This window comes from Bacillus sp. YKCMOAS1, from assembly GCF_030268125.1.
Lineage (GTDB): Bacteria > Bacillota > Bacilli > Bacillales > Bacillaceae > Bacillus > Bacillus safensis.
Genome location: NZ_BSEI01000002.1, coordinates 105,003 through 128,426, shown reverse-complemented (window position 1 = coordinate 128,426; position 23,424 = coordinate 105,003). Strand labels below are relative to the sequence as shown.

Annotated in this window: 23 protein-coding genes; 11 read left to right on the top strand and 12 right to left on the bottom strand. The window is 41.1% G+C overall.

Features of this window, described 5'->3' with window-relative positions:
• Window positions 1-67: 67 nt before the first annotated feature.
• Window positions 68-496, bottom strand: coding sequence for a cell wall hydrolase (locus QSJ46_RS05710; protein ID WP_039176249.1), 429 nt, complete (start codon window positions 494-496; stop codon window positions 68-70).
• 528 nt (window positions 497-1,024) lie between these two features.
• On the opposite strand from QSJ46_RS05710, the gene QSJ46_RS05705 reads away from it, so the two are divergent.
• Together QSJ46_RS05705 and QSJ46_RS05700 are read left to right on the top strand one after the other, a co-directional pair.
• A complete protein-coding gene (locus QSJ46_RS05705) occupies window positions 1,025-2,086 on the top strand; it encodes a DUF4352 domain-containing protein (RefSeq protein WP_039176247.1) in 1,062 nt (353 codons plus the stop codon).
• A 98-nt stretch (window positions 2,087-2,184) separates the two neighbouring features.
• On the top strand, window positions 2,185-2,520 hold the full coding sequence (locus tag QSJ46_RS05700; RefSeq protein WP_064498775.1) for a hypothetical protein: 336 nt from the start codon (window positions 2,185-2,187) through the stop codon (window positions 2,518-2,520).
• Window positions 2,521-2,565: 45 nt separating this feature from the next.
• On the opposite strand, the gene QSJ46_RS05695 is transcribed toward QSJ46_RS05700, so the two are convergent.
• The 3 genes from QSJ46_RS05695 to QSJ46_RS05685 form a co-directional block, all read right to left on the bottom strand.
• Window positions 2,566-2,901 carry a hypothetical protein gene (locus QSJ46_RS05695; protein ID WP_285604428.1) on the bottom strand — a complete coding sequence of 112 codons (336 nt, stop codon included), beginning with the start codon at window positions 2,899-2,901 and terminating at the stop codon, window positions 2,566-2,568.
• 146 nt (window positions 2,902-3,047) lie between these two features.
• Window positions 3,048-4,223: an ABC transporter permease gene (locus QSJ46_RS05690; RefSeq protein WP_107163942.1), complete on the bottom strand. Its 1,176-nt coding sequence runs from the start codon at window positions 4,221-4,223 to the stop codon at window positions 3,048-3,050.
• Window positions 4,223-4,963: an ATP-binding cassette domain-containing protein gene (locus QSJ46_RS05685; protein ID WP_039176238.1), complete on the bottom strand. Its 741-nt coding sequence runs from the start codon at window positions 4,961-4,963 to the stop codon at window positions 4,223-4,225. The genes QSJ46_RS05690 and QSJ46_RS05685 overlap by 1 nt, the downstream gene beginning before the upstream one ends.
• 166 nt (window positions 4,964-5,129) lie before the next feature.
• Between QSJ46_RS05685 and QSJ46_RS05680 the strand changes: the two genes are divergently transcribed.
• Complete coding sequence (locus QSJ46_RS05680; protein ID WP_039176235.1) at window positions 5,130-5,831, top strand: LytR/AlgR family response regulator transcription factor; 702 nt, start codon at window positions 5,130-5,132, stop codon at window positions 5,829-5,831.
• 11 nt (window positions 5,832-5,842) lie between these two features.
• Window positions 5,843-6,808, top strand: coding sequence for a sensor histidine kinase (locus QSJ46_RS05675; RefSeq protein ID WP_285604427.1), 966 nt, complete (start codon window positions 5,843-5,845; stop codon window positions 6,806-6,808).
• 33 nt (window positions 6,809-6,841) lie between these two features.
• On the opposite strand, the gene QSJ46_RS05670 is transcribed toward QSJ46_RS05675, so the two are convergent.
• Window positions 6,842-7,771, bottom strand: coding sequence for an aldo/keto reductase (locus QSJ46_RS05670; protein ID WP_107163940.1), 930 nt, complete (start codon window positions 7,769-7,771; stop codon window positions 6,842-6,844).
• Window positions 7,772-7,930: 159 nt separating this feature from the next.
• Between QSJ46_RS05670 and QSJ46_RS05665 the strand changes: the two genes are divergently transcribed.
• The 4 genes from QSJ46_RS05665 (at window position 7,931) to QSJ46_RS05650 (ending at window position 11,637) form a co-directional block, all read left to right on the top strand.
• The gene (locus tag QSJ46_RS05665) at window positions 7,931-8,392 is read left to right on the top strand and encodes a DUF1453 domain-containing protein (protein ID WP_231746855.1); all 462 of its coding nucleotides are present in this window, start codon (window positions 7,931-7,933) and stop codon (window positions 8,390-8,392) included.
• A 22-nt stretch (window positions 8,393-8,414) separates the two neighbouring features.
• Window positions 8,415-9,629 carry a sensor histidine kinase gene (locus QSJ46_RS05660; RefSeq protein ID WP_269773293.1) on the top strand — a complete coding sequence of 405 codons (1,215 nt, stop codon included), beginning with the start codon at window positions 8,415-8,417 and terminating at the stop codon, window positions 9,627-9,629.
• Window positions 9,626-10,282, top strand: coding sequence for a response regulator (locus QSJ46_RS05655; protein ID WP_107163938.1), 657 nt, complete (start codon window positions 9,626-9,628; stop codon window positions 10,280-10,282). Before QSJ46_RS05660 ends, QSJ46_RS05655 begins: the two co-directional genes overlap by 4 nt.
• 314 nt (window positions 10,283-10,596) lie before the next feature.
• Window positions 10,597-11,637 carry a DUF4352 domain-containing protein gene (locus tag QSJ46_RS05650; protein ID WP_047203442.1) on the top strand — a complete coding sequence of 347 codons (1,041 nt, stop codon included), beginning with the start codon at window positions 10,597-10,599 and terminating at the stop codon, window positions 11,635-11,637.
• 46 nt (window positions 11,638-11,683) lie between these two features.
• On the opposite strand, the gene QSJ46_RS05645 is transcribed toward QSJ46_RS05650, so the two are convergent.
• The 3 genes from QSJ46_RS05645 to QSJ46_RS05635 form a co-directional block, all read right to left on the bottom strand.
• On the bottom strand, window positions 11,684-12,769 hold the full coding sequence (locus tag QSJ46_RS05645) for an SEC-C metal-binding domain-containing protein (RefSeq protein ID WP_025092766.1): 1,086 nt from the start codon (window positions 12,767-12,769) through the stop codon (window positions 11,684-11,686).
• A gap of 191 nt (window positions 12,770-12,960) precedes the next feature.
• Window positions 12,961-13,899 (bottom strand): response regulator, encoded by a 939-nt coding sequence (locus tag QSJ46_RS05640; protein ID WP_039176221.1) that lies wholly within the window; start codon window positions 13,897-13,899, stop codon window positions 12,961-12,963.
• Window positions 13,900-13,903: 4 nt separating this feature from the next.
• Window positions 13,904-15,190: an ATP-binding protein gene (locus QSJ46_RS05635; protein WP_269773291.1), complete on the bottom strand. Its 1,287-nt coding sequence runs from the start codon at window positions 15,188-15,190 to the stop codon at window positions 13,904-13,906.
• A gap of 517 nt (window positions 15,191-15,707) precedes the next feature.
• On the opposite strand from QSJ46_RS05635, the gene QSJ46_RS05630 reads away from it, so the two are divergent.
• Window positions 15,708-16,688 (top strand): glutaminase, encoded by a 981-nt coding sequence (locus QSJ46_RS05630; protein ID WP_008342152.1) that lies wholly within the window; start codon window positions 15,708-15,710, stop codon window positions 16,686-16,688.
• Window positions 16,689-16,721: 33 nt separating this feature from the next.
• Window positions 16,722-18,149, top strand: coding sequence for an alanine/glycine:cation symporter family protein (locus tag QSJ46_RS05625; protein WP_024427211.1), 1,428 nt, complete (start codon window positions 16,722-16,724; stop codon window positions 18,147-18,149).
• Between the two features lie 44 nt (window positions 18,150-18,193).
• Here QSJ46_RS05625 and QSJ46_RS05620 read toward each other — a convergent pair whose 3' ends face one another.
• The 4 genes from QSJ46_RS05620 to QSJ46_RS05605 form a co-directional block, all read right to left on the bottom strand.
• Window positions 18,194-19,048, bottom strand: a complete 855-nt coding sequence (locus QSJ46_RS05620; RefSeq protein ID WP_285604426.1) for an alpha/beta fold hydrolase — start codon at window positions 19,046-19,048, stop codon at window positions 18,194-18,196.
• 112 nt (window positions 19,049-19,160) lie between these two features.
• Window positions 19,161-19,526: a VOC family protein gene (locus QSJ46_RS05615; protein WP_039176211.1), complete on the bottom strand. Its 366-nt coding sequence runs from the start codon at window positions 19,524-19,526 to the stop codon at window positions 19,161-19,163.
• Window positions 19,527-19,626: 100 nt separating this feature from the next.
• Window positions 19,627-21,009, bottom strand: a complete 1,383-nt coding sequence (locus QSJ46_RS05610) for an amino acid permease (protein ID WP_047203437.1) — start codon at window positions 21,007-21,009, stop codon at window positions 19,627-19,629.
• A 66-nt stretch (window positions 21,010-21,075) separates the two neighbouring features.
• Window positions 21,076-22,584, bottom strand: coding sequence for a class I adenylate-forming enzyme family protein (locus tag QSJ46_RS05605; RefSeq protein WP_047203436.1), 1,509 nt, complete (start codon window positions 22,582-22,584; stop codon window positions 21,076-21,078).
• 262 nt (window positions 22,585-22,846) lie between these two features.
• Here QSJ46_RS05605 and QSJ46_RS05600 point away from each other — a divergent pair, with 262 nt between their 5' ends.
• Entirely contained in the window at window positions 22,847-23,284 is a 438-nt protein-coding gene (locus QSJ46_RS05600; RefSeq protein ID WP_039176203.1) for a MarR family winged helix-turn-helix transcriptional regulator, read from the top strand.
• Window positions 23,285-23,424 lie beyond the last annotated feature (140 nt).

Genomic DNA, 23,424 nt, shown 5'->3' with positions numbered 1-23,424 from the left:
ATTTTGGAAAAAACAAAAACACAACCCTCTGCATTCGTACTCTAAGAGGATTGTGCGTTTCATCAAGCTAAAAGGTGTTATAGACATTTTCACACGTTTCGGCGGTTGGCTGATAAAAGCAATGCGACTTATACCTTGCCACAAACGGCTGATTATACCATGTCGCTGGACAATTGCCAGGCGGTTTAAAATACCAAAGGCTGAATTTTGCCGGCCAAAAACGTTCTCCGTTAATATTTCTCCGCGCAAGTGTTTTTTCAGTTTCTCGTGCTCGTTGATAAAAGTACCCATGCGTGACCGCTTCGAATGCATGCTCCTGATAAATCATTTGTGGAATCGTACGCAGCCCTTTAAAGTCAGAGCAGTTGGCACGCAGCCGATTGATGCCCACATTTCCTACGAGCAGCATCCCTTGCTTCCCTTCACCTTCTGCCTCCGCTCTCAGCAGTCTGGCCATTAAATCAATATCAGAGCTTGTCGCTCTTACCACTGCCATACATCCACCTCCATTTCATTTCTCTTTTATTTTATGTAGCGTTTCTGTGTAGATGACTGCCATTTTGACATGAAAAAGCACGTTCAGTGTCGGGCAGCCTGTCTAAATTTGCTGGACATGTGTCTTGCTGTCAACAACACACGAACCAAGTGATCATCCACATAGCAGGAAAAAATATTCATTACTATATACTCATTTACAAGTCATAAAAATCCTTCTAATTGCGACATCATCTTCAAAAACAGTCATTTGAACCTATTCAATAATCCGACTCAAAACCTTAAAATATAAAATGTTGAGTTTCTACAGGAGATATCAAATAATAAATTACAAGTTTCTCCTCTCAACTTAGTGTCATTTTTACTACTTGAAGCCAATCAACCTCGGAAACGCACTGAGGTATTGACAGTACTTTCGCTTCATTCTACAGTAAAAAACATACAGTATTTTTCTTTTTGTGCAAAAAGAACGATATGAACTACAGCTTTTCAATGAAATTCACCATAAACCCGAGGAGGAAAACACGACATGTTTAAAAAGAAATTATCCCTGTTTCTTCTGATCTTGTGTGTAACTGTTGTCGCTGCCGCTTGTAGTGGTGGTAAAGACAAAACAGCTGCGAAAGAAAACGATACCAAAAAATCTCTTGATGCAGCAGAAGTAAAGGTAGAAAGTGCTGAGTACACATTACCACCTCAATACGATACATCTGTACAAGATGATCAGTATGTACTAAAAGTGAATGTATCTGTAAAAAATATCAGCAAAGAGCCTCTCAATGTTGATAAAAGCAACTTCACACTTTACCAAGATGACGCACAGGTATCTACGATCTCTCCAGATGACTACAACGAAGTATTATCTTCAAGCTCTTTAAATGCTGACAAAGTAACAAAAGGCGGTCTATTCTTTGTTGTTGACAAAGACAAGGACTATCAGCTTGTTTACACAGAGCCAGGCAGTGGATCGAAAAAAGATGACAAAACACTAGAATTCGATATTAAAGGAAAAGACTTAATGAAAAAAGCAGATACACTACAAGCATCTGCAAAAGCTCTTTCTTCTTATATTGATGTGATGATTTTTGGTAAGAAAAACGACGATTTCGAAAAACTAACAGGTGATAACAAATCAACTGTTGTGAATGAATTCGATAAATCATTCAAACAAGGTTACATCACTTCATCAGGTATTTCTTCTAGCTCAGCGAAGGACGAAAACCTTGATAAGCTTTTAAAAGCAGTAAAAGAAACATTAGCTGAAAAATCAAAAGTATCAACAAAAACAAAAGCGATCAGTGGTGATAAAGCTGTCGTGACTGTAACTCTTACACCAATCGATGCAAGTCCGCTTGTCGATCGTTTGAAAGAGAAAGCGACTGAGTTCTACAGCAAAAACCGTTCAGCATCTTATGATGATGCACAGAAATATCTACTTTCTATCTATCCAGATGAATTTAAAAAATTAGGACCATCATCTTCTGAAGAAACAGTAGAAGTGAACATGAAGAAAAATGATATCGACCAATGGAAACTCGATTTGAACGACTACAAAACAAGCTCATTAGTTGAGAAATTCATCAAGAACTAAAGAAAAACCCCCGATTCCGGGGGTTTTTTTAATATGATGAGCACAAGCGTATTGGTTGCGGCGTATATCAACATTTCTTATTTTAAGGGTGGGAGTCAATGCTAAAGTCTAATCAAAACATCACCTACACGGGTGATGAAATGTTAGAGGTATTAAAAGAAATGAATTTGATTCTTTTGTCTTTGCATAACATGGGTTCTTATTATGGTGAAAAATTTCATCAGTATGGTGAGGAAGCATATAGAGGAGAATATGAAACAGAAACCACACGATTTATAGATGAGTGGGAGGTCACTCAAAGGCTCGCTAAAGTACGAAAGATACTATCTTCGAAATTTGATAGTACTTTAGGAATTGACGATATGGATGACATTGAAAGAGCATTGGAAGACATCAAGTACTGGACAAAACCCAATGACAAGCCAAATCCATAGACATTTGATTCACTAGCAAACGAGTTCACAAGCAGGGGAATCTCTTTATACGGAATTCCCCTTTTTAGCTTCATATTCTTTAATGATCTCAATTGGATCAACCGCATCTTCCTCTTGTGCGTATTCCTCTACATAAGGAGTCGTTAATTTTTTAAACCTTTGCTCCTCTTCTACTAAAGCAACATAGACATCATATCCTTCATAATCAGACGGAAATAATGTTGAAGTAGAACAACCGGTTTCTAAAGCCTTGTCTATTGCATTTCTTAGTTCTAATAAGCCTTTCCTATTTCCCAAAATAAAGGCTTCAAAATGGTGTGTTTGCTGAGCATATATATTACATAGTCCTAACACATCATCGTCATCTGTTTGATAAGGCATATCTCCACCTCCTCTCTTTAGTAAAAATAGGATGATTATGTCATTTCATCTTCCATTATGCCATAACAATTCTATCCCGAGCCTTTTTTATATGAATCTCCGAATATAAAAAAACTTGTAGAAAAAATCTACAAGTTTTCCTTTCTTTATTTCGCAAGCATCCATTTTTCTTTCATAAACAAGCTTCTCACGATGACAAACAGGATAACGACTGCCAAGGCTGAGGAGCCGAGTGTCAAAGTGACAGCCACCGGATCGATGATACCAAACATCAGTTGCTTACAAAGCGCATGAATATTAAGGAATGGGACCGCAAAGTAATACGTATCTAGCTGCGTAGCACCTGCTCTCATGGTAAAGAACATCGGGAGCACACCTAGCGTAATGATCATGGACATGTACGACTGTGCTTCTTTTACTGAGCCCGAAATGACGCTGAGCAGCAATTCAATCATGGATACCATGAAGGAGAAGATGATTAACGCCGCAAACATGACGCCAATAATGCTCCACATTTGATCACCAAAGTTCAGAGCCTGCTTCAGCTTTTCTGTAAAGAGCAAAGTGGATAGAAGCAGCATGCCGATCGCCACAATTCCACTTAAAATACCGAACATAGAGACAGCGAGCCATTTTCCGATGAGAATCTGGAGTCTGCTGGCAGGTGTCAGGAATAAGGCTTCAATTGATTTTCGGTCTTTTTCACCTGCTACAATATCAAGCGCAGCCGGCAAAGCTCCTGAGATGACGGAGGTCACCAAAATCATCGGAAGGAGAATCGACAACAGCATAGCGGTCACTCCGTTTTCCCCTTCATCCCCTTCTTCTACATCAACGGACTGCACCTCAAACGGATGAATAACGGATGTGTCGATTTGATCCGCTGCTAAACGCTTCTCAACCACTTGGTTTTGATATTGCTCCAGCATTGATTGCAGCATTTGAACGGTAATGACCGAATCATCATCTGTCGTGTATCCATGAATTTTAATAGCGAATGGCTTTTGATGCTTGAGCATATCGCCTGCCTCTTTCGGCATTTCCAGGTAAGCATTTGCCTCTCCATCCTTGACGGCTTGCTGCGGATCATCAAATGTTTCAAGGTTTAGGTTTTTGACCTCTTTGATCATTTGGTTCATTTCGGCTGGAAGCTGTTCATTGATGGCGACTGTATAGGCTTTATCCCCTGGATCTGCAATCATGCTTTCATAAAAGAACACCAGTCCAAGCATGGTCAAAAGAGGAATCAGCACGGTTAAGAGCAACGTTTTTCGATCTCTCAGCGCATCTGTCATTTCTTTCAAAAAGACGGTTTTCCACATTATGAAATCCCCCTAGCGAGCTTCGACATAAAGATATAGTTCAAATCATCACTTTGTTCCTGAGTATATAATTCTGAAAGTGTCCCTTTGTACACAAGCTCTCCTTGATGAATCATCATGACACTGTCACAAAGCTGGCTGACTTCTTCCATGATGTGGCTTGAAAAGAGGATCGTTTTGTTTTGCTGCTTGAGCTGATGGATAAAATCTCTGAAAATATTACTCGACGTGATATCTAAGCCTGTTGTCGGCTCATCAAATAAGATAATATCAGGATCATGAATTAACGTTCTGGCAATCGCCACCTTTTGTTTCATCCCTCTTGAGAATCCTTTCACCTTGCGATCCATATATTGTCTCATTCCAAAACGCTTTGCTAAATCCTCTATTCTTGCTTTGATTTCATGCTGATCTAAGCCATACAATTTGCCAAAGTATTCAAGGTTTTCTCGTGCCGTCAAACGATCGTAAAGCCCCGTCTCACCGCCAAACAAGACACCAATTCGCTTTTTCACTTCCGTTGATTCTTTCACCGTATCAAAGCCTGCGACAGTGACTGACCCGTGCGTAGGCTCTAATAATGTGGCTACGGCGCGCAATAATGTCGTTTTCCCTGCACCATTTTCTCCTAGGATACCAACGACTTCCCCTTCCTTCACGGAGAACGTCATATGTTTCATGGCTTTCACGACTTTTTTCTTATCTTTAAACCAGCAGCTGCAATCGCTGAGAGTAATCATTTGGTTCGCCCCTTTCAACTTTACTTTCTAAGTCTATGATAGAAAAAATAATGCTTGCCTGATATAAAAATGTCGCGAAACGTCCTTTTTCTGTCTTGAAATGATCTATTTCAAAAAAACAAATGGTAAAATAGACAAATAATAAGAAGAGTCATAGGTGATTTTTATGATAAAAGTAGGTCTCGTCGATGATTACCGAGTAGATTTAGAAAAGCTGCACGCCATTGTGGGCAGAATGGAGGCTGTGGACATTGTCTTTGTCACACAGTCAGCAGAGGATGCATATGAGAAGGTCAAACAAGGAGACATTGATCTGTTGTTCGCTGACATTGAAATGCCTGGAATGTCCGGCTATGAATTGGCGGACCTCATTCACTCTCACGCACTGAATGTCGATGTGGTCTTTGTGACAGGAAACAGTGGATATGCGGTCCATGCGTTTGATTTGAATGTACATGATTATATTATGAAGCCCTACCAAGCTGATCGCATTGCCAAATGCTTAGAGCGCTATATGTCCACCAAACAGGAGAAAAGCATTCATGGGCGACTTCTCATTAAGCAGCAGTCAGATATTCATGTGCTGCAGAAAAAGGATGTCATTTTTGTTGAGCGAACGGGCCGGTCAACAACTATCGTGACAACAACAGGAGAAATCCAGACATATCAAACTTTAAACGAGTTAAAGGGTGATCTGGCTGAAAAAGATTTTATCCGCTCCCATCGATCGTTTATCATCAATATTCATTACATTAAGAATTTCTCGGCGTATGCTAAAAATTCGTTTATCGTGTCTTTTGAAGGGACAGATAAAAAAGCCATGATGACCAAGCAGCAATTAGAATTCTTTAAGAAATACTATTTTTAAGGAGAACGAACGTGAACGCTTTCTATCTTGGATTTCGCATTTATGCCCTCATATGGCTGGGTCTTGCGTTTCATACAGCTGCTGAAGCTTTCCTGCCGCTATCCTCAATTGTGTTGTGGATTCTTACCTTTTGCACGATGTGTGTTTATACATTCTTCATGTACAAAAGATTTTTACCTCATACGAGTGGTTATGTGATGTTAGGTGCTTTTATACTCATCACCTGTGCAGGCTTTTTGCTGTTTCTAACGCAAGAGAATGGGCTGAGCTGTCTTTTGGCGCTCACCATCATGTTGACAGTCGATATCCTCTCATTGAAGGTGATGCAGACAGAGAATCAGTTAAGTGGACGGCTTCAAGAGCTTATAAACGCAGAAGCTAGAACCAACGAATTACTTCTTGAGCTGCGCAGTAAACATCATGAAACAGCCAGACATTTAAATGCCTTTTCGGCGTCGAACGACGAGCATGAGATCAAAGATTTGATTCAGCAATACGTCAAACATTTCCCATGGATGAAAGGAGAAAATGCATATTTAGCCTCTACCCTTCACCCCTTTTTGGAGCGGGCTGAGAAAGAGAGCATTGCACTTTCACTAGACCTTCAAGCTCCCTTTTCATCGCTGCCCTTTTCAAAGGCGGATCAGGTTAGTTTTACTGGCAACCTGCTTGATAATGCCCTAGATGCAGCGATTGAAGCAAAGAAAGCCGGAAAAGAGGGCAGCATTTCGGTCACAACCTCTATTCGGAGCGGGCTATTTTTAATCCATTGTGAAAACAGCACAAAGGGTATGGAAAAACACGTGTTAGATCATTTATTCAAAACTTTTGGCCGCTCGACAAAAGGCGGCGATCATCAAGGCATGGGGACATATATCATTCATCAGCTTGTTGAAAAGGCAGACGGTACACTGGATTTCACTTACCGTTCTCCAAATTTACGGCTCGTCATCAAAATCCCTCTTACAATGTCATAAAAAAAAGGTGCATAGCTGCACCTTTTTTTCGTGTTAAGAGAAAATCTTGTCGATTTGATTAATTTCCTCTTCAGTTAGTTGAACATCGTTTGTTTTTAGATTTTGCAGGACTTGGTCTGCTCGTTTTGCCCCTGGAATAATAGCATCAATGCCATCCTGAGCTAAGAGCCAAGCGAGTGCGACGTGTGCTGTTTCTGCATTCTTTGATTGAGCAATGGCCTTCAGCTTGTCTACTTTTTCGAGATTTGAAAGGAATGCATCTCCTTGGAAAAGCGGGTCTTTTGCTCGAATATCATCAAATGTCGCATCCTTTGTAAATTTCCCAGTCAACAAGCCTGATGCCAATGGGAAATAAGGAATAAAGGAAATACCATGCTCGACGCAGTATGGAAGAAGTTCCTGCTCTGCCTGACGTTTCAGTAGAGAATACTCTGATTGAAGCACGTCTAAGTAACCATCTTGGTTAAAGGCTTGAAGCTGCTCAAAATCAAGGTTTGATGCACCGATTGCCCTGATTTTCCCTTCGTCCTTCAATTCCTTTAATGTGCCTGCTACTTCTTCGAGCGGCGTACGTCCATCCGGGAAATGCATATAGTACAAATCAATATAATCTGTTTGCAGTCGTTTTAGGCTATTTTCAACCTGCTCTCTTAAGAAATCACGGCTGTTATCAAGTTCAATTTGCCCGTTTACTTCCTTATGAGCTCCTTTTGTCGCAAGGACAAGCTTTTCTCTGCCGCCTCTTTTGGCAATGATCTCACCGATTAATTCCTCTGAACGGCCCAGCCCATAAATAAAAGCAGAATCTAAGAAATTGACACCTTGATCAAGAGCCGTCTCCACAAGCTCCCGTCCAGCATCCTCACTAAGATTCGGGAATAAATTATGTCCACCTACTGCATTCGTACCAAGCCCTATCGGATTTACCTGCAAATCAGTTCGTCCAAGCGTTACCTTTTTCAAAAGCTCATCTCCCTTATCTACATAATCATCCTTATTTTCCCACGAATCATTTCCAACATTCAAGTATCCCGCTCTCTGAAAATCAACCTGCGGGTGGACGCCGCGAAAATAGAAGATGCGTATGATGAAGATAGACTAAAACGAAAAGGAGATCTTCTCATGACCATTCAAATTGTCATCATCATTATTATTATGCTATTGAGAACAGGCAAAGAAAAAGAAATCCGCCCCGTCAGATTTCTCATAGGGCCGCTCATTTTATTAGGCTTTCTCTCTTATTCCATCACTCAGCATATTCAAATCACGGCGATAAGCCTACTTGTGATGACTGGCTTTGCACTCGTAGGTTTTGCAATCGGGCTATGGAGAGGTAAACTATACAAAGTAACATTTGATCAACACTCGGGACGTATCACCGCCGCCAGCTCACTCTATGGAACACTTTTTTTCATCGGAATCATTCTTATCCGGATGACAGTAGGTTCAGTTGTACAGGATGGCGGTCATTCCCTGATCATTTTCGCAAATGGCCTGACATTCCTTCCAATTGGCAGTATGATCGGATTACGTTTTATTCTTTTAAAAAGATATATGAACATCAAGGCATCTGCTGCTATTTAACTGATAGACAGGAGTTTTTGATATGAACCTTCAGCAGCCACTCAAGCTTTTAGGTCAAATAAGGCGAAAATTCGTATTAGGCCTTGTATTGACCTATATGTATATTCAAATGTATGAGCCCCTTTCAATAGGCGAATTGGTGTTTCGCACCTTCGTCTATTTGGTGTTTCTCCTTTGTCTTTTTCCAAAAAGTAAGCTGTCACCTAAAAAGCAAATTTCTATGCTCCTCTTGATGTGGATTCTGACACATCTCTTGTGGATGGTGACAGGTCATATTCAAGACAGTATTGGGCTGACCTTTTTTATGATTGGTTTTATCGCTTTTCGTTTTTCAGAGGCGCATCATCCCTATCTATTTGCTATCATCTTTTTCACTAGTGGGGTCAGTTATTATGTAAATGATTTTTCTTGGAACATGGTGATCACTCTCCCGCTATTCCAGCTGCTTGTGTATACACTTGTCTTGATCTCTAGAATGCGGCGGCGTGAACAGGAATTAAAGGAAGAACATTTCGGAGAACTGCAATTGGTTCACAAGGAATTATCAGAAGCCCATGAACAATTAAAAAAGGCGCATATAGAGCTTGAAGAAGCGACCGTTCAGTCACTCCAATTTGCTGTGCTGGAGGAGCGAAGCAGAATTGCACGTGACCTGCATGACAGCATCGGTCACCAATTAACCTCAATGATTGTCCAGCTGCAGTCTTTGCCCTACCGTTTAAAACAGGAAGAACCAGAGCATTTGGCGCAGACGTTTCAGGAGCTGATCAATATTTCTAAAAATTGTCTCACCGAAGTTCGTTCTGTGGTTCATCATATGGCGTCAGATGATGCAGGTCTCGGACTTGCCGGACTTCGCAGTCTCATCAAACAAGGAGAGATATCAGGAGAGCTAGATATTCAATTTTATACAGAGCAGCTTACGTATAAAAAATGGCCACTCTCCGTTTCTGAACTGCTTTACCGCATTTTACAAGAAGCCATCACCAATACAATTCGCCATGCCAAGGCGACCGCGATGACCATTACACTATATAACCACCAGCATGAGCTGATGATGAACATTGAAGATGATGGATACTTGACCAGCGAAAAAGATATTTCATTTGGATTTGGGCTGTCAGGCATGAAGGCACGGTGTGACGCAGCAGGCGGTTCCCTCAAGACGTCCATACGCGAGCCGCACGGCTTTTGTATCCATGTTCAAATTCCTATCAAGGAGGACTCTGAGACATGACAACCCCTATTAAGATTGGCATTATTGATGATCAGCCGCTGATCCGCCAAGGATTTCGTTATATTGCAAGCGCTCAAGAGGATATTGACGTCATATGGGAGGCGTCAGACGGTCAGGAGGCGGTTGAGCTTTGCTTGACCAACAAACCCGACGTACTGCTCATGGATGTACAAATGCCTAGAATGGATGGCATCACAGCAACAGAGCACATTTTAAAAAAGCACCCAGATGTAAAAGTTGTGATTCTCACGACCTTTGATACGGAAGAATACGTCTTTGACGGGATTCGTGCAGGGGCAGTCGGTTATTTGCTGAAGGATACAATGCCTGAGGAATTAATTGAGGCCATCCGCACCGCCTTTGCTGGTGAATCTGTCTTTCGAACGGCAGCCTCTGAGCACATGATGGCCCGAGCTCTTCAGCAAGCAAATGATACACATCACACTCATCTGCTTCACGAATCATTTACTGAACGTGAACGCGATGTTTTACAGCAAATGGCCTATGGCTTAAAGAATGAAGACATCGCTGATCAATTATTTATCAGCAAAAGTACGGTAAAAACGCATGTGCACCGTATATTACAAAAGCTCAATGCACAAGACCGCACACAGGCTGTCGTCTTCGCCATCCGGCACCGCCTCGTCAAATAAAAAACTACCTTTATTTCAAGATTTTTATACAAAAAACATTTAAAACCCAAAATAAATCTATAAATCAATACTTATTAACCAGTATATTATGCTTATTTAATTCCTTATTTTATAGGTAATTGTGTTAAAAATTATTAAAAATAGGGACTAAAACCTATTCCTCATCATGAATGAATTTCGATAGAATGAATAGTGCAAATCGTCATTAGGATATTTTCCCCTTTAACACCCGAATATACCATTCTATCTGTTTCTTTTTTCATAGTCAGATAGCGGGAATGAAATGACGAAAGAAAAGCAAAGGAGCATCAACTGTGAATCTTAAAAAAATAAGTGCCCTCCTCATGATTTCATTCGTGATGATCATCTCTGCAGCCTGCCAGAGCTCAGCCAAATCAACAGACGCTGACCAAAAGTCAACGAAAACAGCAGAGGTAAAAGTCAATAGCTACGAATATACGTTACCAGAAGACTCAACAACTACCCTGAGAGACAATGAATTGGTACTAAAAGTCAACCTGACGATCACAAACAAAGGTGACAAAGCCCTTTCATTATATAACTCTGACTTCTCCCTTTATCAGGACGATGCCAAAGTATCTGATTTAAAATTCTACGGCAGTAAAGACCGCCTTGACCTTGGTTCATTGAACAAAGGCAAGTCACTTTCAGGAGCTCTTTATTTCTTAGTAGACAAAGGGAAAAAATATCAGTTTGTGTATCAGGACAGCATCAAGAAAAACAGTGATTCCATACAAATCGATCTAGATGGAAACAAAATACTCGATTCAGCAAAAAAGCTGGATAACCCAGCAAAAGCGTTATCCGCTTATACCGATATTATTGTTTTTGACAAAAAAAACGATCAATTCGCAGATTTAACGGGTGACAACCAATCGGATGTCGTCAATAAATACCATGAAATGTTTGTCAAAGACTTCAAAAGAAGTGCAGGAATATACGGAAATGAAGTGAGTGACCGAGATATTTTGTCGATGTACAAGCGCATTCAAAACACCATGAAGGATAAAGCCAAAGTAGAAACAAGTGTGAAAACCATCTCTGATGACGAAGCAAAGGTTGTCGCTCAAGTAACAGGCATTGATGCTTCTAACTTAAAAGACAAGCTAGACAAGCAAAGAGACGAGTTTTACAACGGGAAAATCCGTTCTAAAGAAGAATTGTATAAAAAAAGCTTAAACATGTACGCATCTGAATTCGAAAAGCTTCCTCCCGTCTCCAGCCCAGCTGAATATGAAGTGAAAATGAAACGTAATGGGGATGGACAATGGAAAATCGACCTCAACGATTATAATACAGAGCAGTACATGAGTGGTTTTATTAAAACGAGATAATCTAAAAAAAGACGCTGGCCTCTGAAGGTGCCGCGTCTTTTTTAGATTATACTGTCGCCTCTTGCTCTTCTTTCACCGCTTTTTCGATATCTTTAAAACGGCTCGATACAGTCGACGCACTAATGCCATACTTCTTCGCTACTTGTGCTTGAGAAAGCGGAGCATCGCTTGCAAGTGAATGAATATAGTATTCGATTCCTGCAGCAAATGACGCTGCTTTACGGATCACAGGTGATTTCTGATCACAGTAGGCTTTCCAAACCGTTAAAGCACCATCTGTCAGGCTTTGGTCACCATGCTCCTTCATTCCGTCTTCAATCAGCTTAGCTGTTTCCAACTGAACGTCACTTGCCCAGTCCATACGATCTGCTGATAGACCTGCATCGCCTTCTGTTTGAGCAGGTGTTTCTGATTCTTCTACTTCTTGCTTCGCAAACATACACTTCAGCACATCAGGGAATGATTCTCTCATAAATGTGCTGCGCGCTCCTCCATTTGCTTCATATGCGTCAACAAGTTGGCGGACCTGAAGAAGAAGAGTATCTGTGAACTCTTTCGCAAACATCGTATATTGAATGAAAAACTCTGCTTTTTCTTCAAATTGAACAGGAAAACCAAGAACGAGACTTCCCTTTTCAGGCAGTACCGTTTGATCCGGTTTTACATCTACTTCAACCTTCTCAGCTGTTACCATATTTTCAAAGTAAAGAGACTCGTCCGTTTTTTCATTTAATAAAAGCAAAGATGGCTCCATGTCTGTCCAAGATTGGACCACTTGTCTTGTTTTCGGACGGGTAATATCTTCTGCTTTCTTTGTCAGGAATTCTTGGAAAATGGTTTCTTTCTGATCAGTTAATGGACGGAAAAAGATGCCCCATACACTCAAATGAAAAACTGAGATTTGTTGCGTTTCTTTATCCATATCTGCAAGGAAAGAAAACTCATTAATGAATTGATTGATCGCTCTTTGATGTTTAGAAAAAGCATAATTCATTAAATCCTTTTGAACTTGTACAGCTTCCTTAAACACAAGCTCAGACGTTTGTTCTCCGCCTGATTTTTGACCACAGCAATGTTTATATTTTTTTCCGCTTCCGCATGGGCAGAGCGCATTTCGTTTAATTTTTCCCAAAATAAAACCTCCGACATTCTAGTCTAACCTCACTATTTTAACAAACGATTGTACAGGAGGGTTTTATTTTCAAGAAAAAAGAAAAATCAGAATGATCAGATAAATCATAAAGACACCTGAAGATCAAGACAGATCATAGGAAAGACAGACTTTCTCTGTTTATTTTCTCCAATCATACCAACAGATTTTCCTCAGCTCATTTCTTCGAATAACTGCTTTGCTTCAAAATAAAAGATTTGAACGAATTTTTTTGTATTGACTCTGCCCGTTGATCCTGCGGGAGAAGATGTCTTCTGCATTTCTTTCATTCTTTGGCTGACATCGGTAAAATCGAAAAACTTCGACGCGTAGTGCTCGAACTTAGGATTTGAGAAATCTGTTAATCCTAGTGAGGCAAAATGATTCAAGGAATGATGAATAGCGCGTCTAATCCGCTGCTCCGCCGCTTTCACTTCCCGCATCACCTCTACATCGGTTGCACCATGATCCAGCTTTCTTTCTGCGGTTTTGATAAACAGCTGCTTTAGCGGCGGGAAATTGACCTCATGAGAATTGGCTGACTGAGTTTCATGTAAATAGAGAAGTATCTCCAGTAGATCCTTAGAGCCGTTCTCACCGACAATTCCGAGCTCAGATAAGAGGAATTCCCCTGCCTCTTTCATCGTTCTTCTCTTCGCTCCAGCGCCGGCACCTTGAGAAAACACAGGCTCTAATGGCAGTACGTGGCGAAGGGAGGCTTGTATATCGTAAATCGATTTTTCCAGTTTGATACGCTCCATGACTTTTCGAATCACACTGACGATTTCAATGCGATTGACAGGCTTATGGATATAATATTCAATCCCCAGTTCATAGGCTTCTGCCATCATCTCTTTCGCCTCTACTTGGGAAATCATAATGACCTTGCCTTTGAATTCAGGGTGAATATGGCGGATGGTTTGAATGCCATCTCTAGCAGGCATTAAAAGATCAATCAAAAGGATGTCTACTTTCTTGAGGTTCAGTGAATGTGCCTCTAATCCAACTCCGTCACCCGCTTCATCTACGACCTCTCCCAAATCCTCATCCTCTATGATTTGACCTAAAATCGAGCGTATTGCACGATCATCATCTGCAATGAAGAATCGCATACACTCACCCTCTCTGTATTAAATTTTGTATAGGAAGGACAAGCAGAAAAGCTGTACCTTTTATTTCTTTTGCTTCGATTTGAATATGACCGCCTAGCTCTTGAACCAGCTCTCTCACATAGGATAAACCTATCCCAGTAGACGGTGTCCCAAATGCATCAAATTTAGAAGTATAGCCTGGATCAAACACAATCTCTCTCATTTTTTTAGGAATCCCCGGTCCATCATCTTCAATCCGAATCTCTATTTTATCATGACTTCCTTTCAATTCGAGTGAGATCATGCCGGTATCCTTTATAGCTTCCACTGCATTGGCCATTAAATTATTAATCAGCGATAAGAAAATAAACACATGATAATCATGCAGATGAATGCCCCTTATATCAGAGGTAAAGGAGATGTTTTTCCCAAGAGATAGAGCATACTTCTCTTGAATACGGATCACAATTTGAATGAGCTCTTCCGCCTTCATGTAATCTTGCATATTTTCCTTCGAAATCAGCTTTGAAAGCCCAGCATAAATGCGCTGATTGTCCTTTTTCACTTCATGAATTTCTCCTGCGAGCTTTAACAGCTCCTGACTCACTTTTTTCCCTGCTTCGTGTTCATGCAGCAGACGATAAAGCCGGTATGATTCCTGCGTAATATGCTCTGTATGTTTTAATGTTTTCTTTAAGTGCACCGTTTCTTCATATAAATTTGAAATGACCATCATCATATGCTCATTTTGTTTCATGATCTGCTTCTCTCTTGATTGTGCCTCATACAGCTTCATCATATTAAAAAAACTGATCACAACAAAGCTGTGAGCAAACGCAATGAGGAACATATCGCTCAGCTTTGATAAAGTCATTGTTGTATCAAACACTAAAAATTGTACAAACAGCTCGACAAAATCAGCAACTAATTCGATCATTAGTCCGATGATTCCAATGAAAATTGAGCGCTGTTTAAAGCGTCCCGTACGGACGGCAAAAAACAAGAAAGCATAAGTAAAATAGAAAAAGAAACTTGGGAATTGCTGATACAATGATGTCATCAAATCAGCATTCTGCTGAATCAGATCTAAACCAACTCGAAAAAGCACAATGGCTGCGCCTGTTAAAAATCCCGGCAATAGCGGTCTAGATGTTCTTAAAAGTAATAAACAAAAGAAAAACGCAGGCGCACCAAAGCTGATGCGAAACGTCTCATTCACAGGATAAAACTTCAGCTCTCCTGCAAGCGGCACAATGACCATCATAAAAATTAAAATGAATGCGTCCTTTTTGACAAGCTGATTTAAACTCAAATGACTGACATCCCTTCCCCTGTTTGCATAGCCACAGTATACAAGGAGACTCTTTTCTCCACAATGTGCAAAAAAATAATTTTCACCGCTCTTTTTATCTCCAAAATCCTTTTTTATGACTATTCTCCGGGGCAGCAAGGTGACCTTTCAGCTATTCAGTGTTTTGATCATTGACGACAATAATAGGAATTGTTTAGACAATAGTCGACAGACAGATTTTTATTTGTAAGTTTTTCTGTAGATTTACGTCAGATTGTGTAGTTTCCAAGATAAATTGAATGAACAATTTTAGTGAAACTAGATGTAAGCGTTTTCTGAATTTTCGCTAAAAACCCTTTTTGTTTTTCCGCCGACAATGCCTTCATTTGTACATATATTTAGGTGTAAAGGAGTGGTGCAAGCAGCGCATGACAAGTTCTTTGAAGATGTGTAACATGTTTTCGTGCCTATTTGATCGCATTTTTTGTCATCCGCCAATTCAATAGGGTACTTTTTGATTTTTGATTGGAGGAATCGTATGAAAACAGCAATTTCTAATAATACACAACACGCATGCCAGTCTTCTGTTGATCAATGGGCAGAAGAAATACGTCCGTATTACAAGAACGGGCAGAATGCTGGCTACATTCCAGCACTCGGAAAAGTGAATTCCTCTCAACTTGGTATCAGCGTGATAGGCCCAGATGGATCATCTGTACGATATGGTGATTGGGACGTTCCCTTTACCCTGCAAAGTATCTCAAAAGTCATCAGCTTTATAGCTGCCTGTTTAGGAAGAGGCGTACCTTACGTCTTGGATCGGGTAGATGTAGAGCCAACTGGTGATGCATTTAATTCCATCTACCGTCTTGAGATGCATAAACCAGGGAAGCCCTTTAATCCAATGATTAATGCTGGAGCTATTACCGTATCCTCCATCCTTCCCGGAAAGACTTCTACAGAAAAGCTAGCATATATTTTCGATTTAATCGAAAACTTAATAGGTAAGCGTCCTTCTGTTAATGAAGAAGTTTATCAATCAGAATGGGCAACTGCACATCGAAATCGGGCACTTGCTTATTATTTAAAAGAAACCAATTATTTAGAATCGGATGTCGAGGACACGTTAGAAGTGTATTTAAAGCAATGTTCCATCGAGGTCACAACAGAGGACATCGCCTTGATTGGACTGATTATATCAAGTGATGGTTACCATCCCTTTAAACAAGTCCAAGTCATCCCAAAAGATATCGCCAGACTAACAAAGGCATTGATGCTGACATGCGGCATGTATAATGCGTCTGGGAATTTTGCAGCTTTCGTAGGCGTTCCAGCCAAAAGTGGTGTGTCTGGAGGAATTATGGCTTGCGTTCCGCCAAGCGCAAGAAGAGAGTTCCCGTTTCAGACAGGCTGTGGCATTGGCATTTACGGTCCTGCCATTGACGATTGTGGAAATAGTATTACCGGTGTCATGATGCTGAAAAAGCTCGCTAAAGAGTGGGATCTCAGTATTTTTTAAAAAGAACAGTGATGAATTCGAAGAGGTGATGTTATGAACGAAAAAGCTTTGCTATCTTATTTAACACATACAAATGATTTTATTTGGACTTATATTGTGATTGCTCTGTTACTTGGTGTTGGGGTGTACTTCACATATAGAACACGCTTCCTGCAAGTGAGAATGATTAAAGAAATGCTGCGTGTCCTGAAAGAAGGAAGAAAAGAAAAAGAGGGAATATCACCGTTCCAAGCATTCGCCATCAGTATGGCAGCACGCGTAGGGACAGGGAATATCACAGGGATTGCTATCGCTATTGCCATTGGTGGCCCTGGTGCCATCTTTTGGATGTGGATCGTAGCCATTATCGGATCCGCTTCAAGTTTCGTTGAAAGTACACTAGCTCAAGTATATAAAGTAAAAGACAAAACAGGCTTCCGCGGTGGACCCGCTTATTACATGGAAAAAGGGTTAAACAAGCGCTGGATGGGGATTTTATTTGCGATCCTGATTACGATTTCTTTTGGAATCGTCTTTAACGCGGTTCAATCCAATACGATCACTGTCGCTTTTAAAAATTCCTTTGGTTTAGACCGTTTAACAGTCGGTATTGTGATGGCAGTCATTTTTGCAGCGATCATTTTCAAAGGCATCCAGGCGATTGCAAAAGCTTCTGAATACATTGTGGTTGTGCTTGCAGTTGCCTACATCGGTATTGCGTTCTTTGTCATTGTCACAAATATCACGGAACTTCCTGGTGTCATCAGCACGATTGTGAAACACGCCTTCGGGTTTGAACAGTTCGCTGGCGGTACGCTGGGCGGTGCTTTATTACAAGGGATTAAACGCGGTCTCTTCTCAAATGAAGCTGGTATGGGTAGTGCACCTAACGCAGCAGCAACGGCTGTAACGAGCCACCCTGTTAAACAAGGATTAATTCAAGCATTCGGCGTGTTAACAGATACGTTAATTATTTGTACAAGCACAGCCTTCCTTGTCCTGTTTTCTGATGCGTATAAAACAACAAATCTGCAAGGAATTGAATTAACACAGGCTTCTCTCAGTCAGCACATTGGACCATGGGCCTCTGGCTTCCTTGCCATCATGATTTTCCTATTCGCGTTTAGTACATTGATCGGTAACTATTACTATGGGGAAACGAACATTGAATTTCTTGGAGCGAACAAAATTTGGCTTAACATCTATCGAATTGCCGTTATTGGAATGGTTCTGTTCGGTGCGGTTGCCACTGTTCCTCTCGTTTGGGGTCTAGCCGATCTCTTTATGGGACTCATGGTCATCGTCAACCTCATCGCCATTACCATGCTGTCTAAGGTCGCCTTCGCAGCACTGAAGGATTACACGAGACAGAAAAAAGAAGGCAAAGATCCTGTTTTCTATAAAAATGCCGTTCCAAACAATGAGAAAATTGAATGCTGGGACGACGAACCTGCTGCATTGAAAAAGAATCAAATCGGATAAATCAAAAAAGCTCTGGTCAACTGATCAGAGCTTTTTTCTTTATGTCAAAATTCAAGTATAAGTTTGTTGACGACGTCTGGTTTTTCATGATTGATCCAATGAGAGGCATCATCGACAAAGATCAGCTGGCCATTTGGACAGATCTTAATCGTTTCCTTCGCCAGCTTTCTGCTTAAAAATTTGTCCTCCATCCCCCAGATCATGCGAACAGGAACGAGAATTCGTTTGGAAATTGGCTTTTCAAAGCCGCCTTTTTTAATGGCTCGGTACCAATTCAGCATTGAGGTCAAGGCGCCTGGCTGTGTCCAAGCGAGCTTGTAGCTTGAGACATCTTCCTTAGTAAACAAATGTGGTCTTGCCGTTAGCCCAATGGCTTCATCCAGCTTTTGAAAGTGATTTTCTTGAAGTGCTGCCTCTGGAACATTTGGGAGCTGAAAAAAAGCGATATAAGAGCTTTTCTTCCACTGCGGCGGATAAAAAGGAAGAACCCTCATCATCACCCGCGGATGCGGCATATTCACAATGATTAATTTCTCGACATATTGAGAACGGGTCGAAGCCAAATGCCAAGCAACAGCCCCGCCCCAGTCATGTCCGCCAACAATCGCCTTTTGGTTCGGGCTCAGCGTCTTGATCAAACCCACAATATCATCTCTCAGTTGATCTAATACGTAGGATTCGACTCCTTCTGGCTTGTCACTTAGATGGTAGCCTCTTTGATCAGGAACGACAACACGATAGCCCGCCTCAGCCAAGGGGATGATTTGATTTTTCCAGCCGTACCAAAACTCAGGAAACCCGTGGAGCAGCACAAGCAGCGGGCCATTTTCAGGTCCAGCCATTGCTGTATGAAGTGTTACACCATTTGTTTGGATTGATTGAAACTCAATTTGTTCCATTCCTTTGCCACCCTTCTCCTTGTCCTTTTATTCTTCCAACATAGCATATTTTCCATTTTTCAGAAAATAAAAACACTCACAAAAAAACCTTCACAATGGTGAAGGTCTTAGTCTATTTCATATAATTCAGAACCCAGATCAACCCATTTTTCCGGTCCTGTACTTGTCCGTGAAGTGCGCCAAAGAAGGTATCCTGTAATTCAACCAGTACATCTCCATCAGCTTCCAGTGCTTCATAGACAGCCTTTAGTTCTTCTTCATTGTCAAACTGCATGATCAATCTGAGATTCTCTGGCTTTGGCGTGCGTCCAAACGTATCTGAAAAATGAAGCAGTGATTCCCCAAGATGCAATTCAGCATGCAGGACACGGTCTTGATGTTCATTTAATATCTGAATATCCCCACCAAAAATCCCTTGATAATATTGAAGAGATTCTTTCACATCATCTACAACAATATAAGGACTAACACTAATCATATCCCTCATCCTCCTCTTGTTCCGTCCATTATCTCTTTTATAGCTTATCCCAAATCGTATGAAAAAAGGCACAAATCGTCAACGGATTTGCACCTATTTCTCATGAAGATTTCGCTAATTCACTGTGTTTGTTTGAATACGCTGCGTACATGACGACACCGATTAACAGCCAAATCCCAAAGTAAAGCCATGTCCGGCCTGGTAAGTTGAGCATAAGGAACAAGCAGCAGCCCATTGATATAATCGGCAAAACCGGCACAAAAGGAACCCTGAAACCCCTCTCAAGCTGCTGATGTGTCTTTCTCAAAATAAGCACAGATAAACTGACCATGGCAAACGTTAATAACGCACCGATATTCGCTAAGTTGGACAGATCCTTCAAATCAATAAAGCCTGAAATAACAGCTGTCATTCCGCCAATCATCCATATGCTAGCAACAGGCGTATCGCTTTTGTTTGTTTTTGAAAACACTTTAGGCAAAAGTCCGTCTCGGCCCATTGCAAAGGCAATTCGAGTTGCCGCATAATTATTGGCGAAAATCACAGCCATCAATCCAATGACCGCACCAACAGAAATAATACCAGCCACGCTATTTTGATGTACACTTTGCAGGACATAGGACATAGCTTCTGTAACATTCAGCTTTGTATAATGCACCATACCTGTCATGACCAAACAAACGACAATGTAAATGACCGTACAAATAAGTAATGAACCTATGATCCCAATTGGCAGGTTCCGCTGCGGATTTTTCACCTCTTCTGCTGAAGCAGAAATCGCATCAAATCCTAAAAAGGCAAAAAATACAGCAGCAGCACCGGCAATGACGCCTTCTGCGCCAAACGGCATAAATGGCTGCCAATTGGCTGGCTGTACATAAAAGCCGCCTACTACAATGAAAAGAACAATAATACCGAGTTTCACAAACACCATGATATTATTAAATTTTTTACTTTCCTTCGTTCCCCTAGATAAGATCCACGCAATCAGTAAAGCAATGATTATCGCCGGCAGATTCATATATCCGCCTTGCTCTGGTCCCGCTAAGAATTGATGCGGAATCGAAATTCCAAATCCCTCAAGCAGGCTGTTGAAATAACTCGACCAGCCGCTGGCGACAGCTGAAGCAGTCAGCATATAAACAGATAATAAGGTCCAGCCCATCAAATGGCCTACAAGCTCGCCCATGGTTGTATATGAATAAATGTATGCACTGCCGAATACAGGAAGCGCTGACGCCATTTCTGCATAGCAAAGTGCTGCCAAACTGCACACAATGGCTGCAATCGCAAAGGAGAAAATGACAGCCGGTCCTGCATCCTTAGCTGCTGTAATTCCAGTTAATACCATAACTCCTGTGCCAATCACTGCCCCTATACCAAGAAGCGTGAGATCAAGCCCGCCCAGCGTTTTCTTTACCTTTTGCTGTCTGCTCTGTTCCAACAAATCGTGAATGTGTTTCTTACGAAGAATATGTCGCAAACCCTTTCCCTCCAAAACGTTAGAAAAACAAAAAATCATTCAAATTTCATTATAGCAGAATAGGTACTAAGCATTCACAACCAATTCACGTAAATCTTTCTTCATGATTTTACCAAGCTTGTTTTTTGGCAGTTCACTGATGAAATGAATGGATGGCACTTTGTAATCTGCCAAACGTTCCTGACAATAGTTCACCACATCTTCTTCGCAGAAATCGGCGGATTCGTCTTTTACGATATATGCACTTGGCACTTCACCATATAATTCGTCCGGCACCCCGATGACAGCTGATTCAATCACACCCGGAATTTTTTCAATGACTTCTTCTACTTGATCAGGGTAGATATTATCTCCGCCGTATAAAATCACATCTTTGTATCTGCCTGTGATAAATAGAAAACCGTCTTCGTCTAGATAGCCTGCATCCCCCATATGGAACCAGCCATCTTTGAGTACCTTCGCAGTAGCGTCAGGCTGATGATAATAGCCTAAGAAATAAAATGGGCTTCTCATGACGACTTCGCCAATTTCTCCAGCTGGCAGTGTTTCCTCTGTCTCAGGATGAACGATTTTCACTTCTACATCTGGATCCACTTTACCAGCAGAGCCCATTTTATCCTCGCCCATCGCAGGATGCCACGCACTGACAACCCATGCTTCCGTGCTTCCGTAGCCATGCATCATCTGAATGCCTGCTTCTTTGTAGTCCTTAATCAAACGGACCGGCACCTTCGTACCGCCAGAAATCGCAATTTCAAAGGATGAAAGATCATACGAACCGCGCTTCATTTCTTCCAGCATGTACGTATAAGCTGAAGGGAAAGCCATCATGAACGTAATTCTTTCTTTTTCAATTGTTTCTAAAATGCGCTTCGGTGTTGCATCATGTAAGAAGACAAGCGTATATCCTTCAATCGCAGCGGCGATCAGGTGATTAATTGAACTCATATGATACAGAGGGTGACTCGCTAAGTACCGCTTTCCTTTCAAGTCAAATCCTCGATTCCCACGTCTTGTTAAAAATTGATAGATTCGTCCATGTCCGACCATACAGCCTTTTGGATTACCCGTTGTCCCAGAGGTAAATAAGATCATCGCTAGATCCTCTTCTGATACCTCTTCTGCAAGATCACTGCCATCATTTGAAGCCAATATGTCTTCAAACAGCTGCGTTGTTTTCGCATTTACACCAGATTCTACCATGAGACAGTTGTCTAAAGACACATCCACCGCAGCAATAATGTCACGGAATTCCCGGTCAAAGAATAAAGCCTTTGGCTCTGCTTTTTTCAAAATCCCTTCCAGCTCAAAAGAAGTAAGCTGCCAGCTAAGCGGAACTGCTACTGCACCTGCTTTAATGGCTGCCAGCATAATCGTTGAAAAGTGATGATGGTTTTGACAAATAAAGCAAACGCGGTCACCTTTTCGAATTCCTTTTTGATGTAAGTAATGAGCGAGCTGGTCGATGCGTTTTGCATATTCTTCAAATGTATAAGACACACCTCCGCCAGTTACCGCCTCAATTTGTGAAGAGCGTTCCATTCTGTCGTTTAGTAATGCCTGTAAAGTATTCAATATCTTCATCTCCAAACGTTTGATTTCCAATAGCCAATTTCCAGTGAATTGGGTTGGCAGATTTTATCTCATTCACATTCTAAAATAAAAACAGCTGAAAGTAAAATCATTTCATTTTGGAATTGTTCTTTTTATTAATTGATAATATAGGTAATTTTATAGCCGTCTTCCATTTTGGTTTAAATCATGATGATTATTATGATAAGATAGACCTAGTAATTGATCGGAAAATGCGAATGCAATAGGAAAAGAGGTATGGAGAATGCAACATTTCGAGCTAGAGGCAAGTTTGTTAGACCATGCACTGACAAAGTATTTAAAGGCGACGAAACAATTAGATGAAGAAAATATTCCGAAAAACGTCACGAATGTTAAAGGATTTATTTTACGTATCATCTACCGCCATCAATCATGTACTGTGAAAAATATTCTTCAGGAAGTTTCATTATCTCCCTCTGCAACAACAACCGCTCTCAATCACTTAGAAGACGAAGGGCTGATTATCCGCTCTCGAAATAATAATGACCGCCGGACTGTGTGGATTGAACTCTCTGAATTGGGTGAACAAATTGCTAAACAAATGATCGACAATCGCCAGCTGCTTGTGAATCAATTGTTCAACCACCTTTCAGAGGAAGATAAAAAAACATTTTTTGAATTAATCGAAAAAATGATGGACGAGCACACATTAAAGGCTTAGGAATACTCCTAAGCCTTTAGATTTTTGACAAAGGGCTAAAAGCCCTTTGTCTTCTTTTCAGCGTCATAGAAAACCTTTGCAGCCCTAGGAAGGACGAGTACTGGAGCGGAGCGAATTAAACATTCGTGAGCACCGGCACG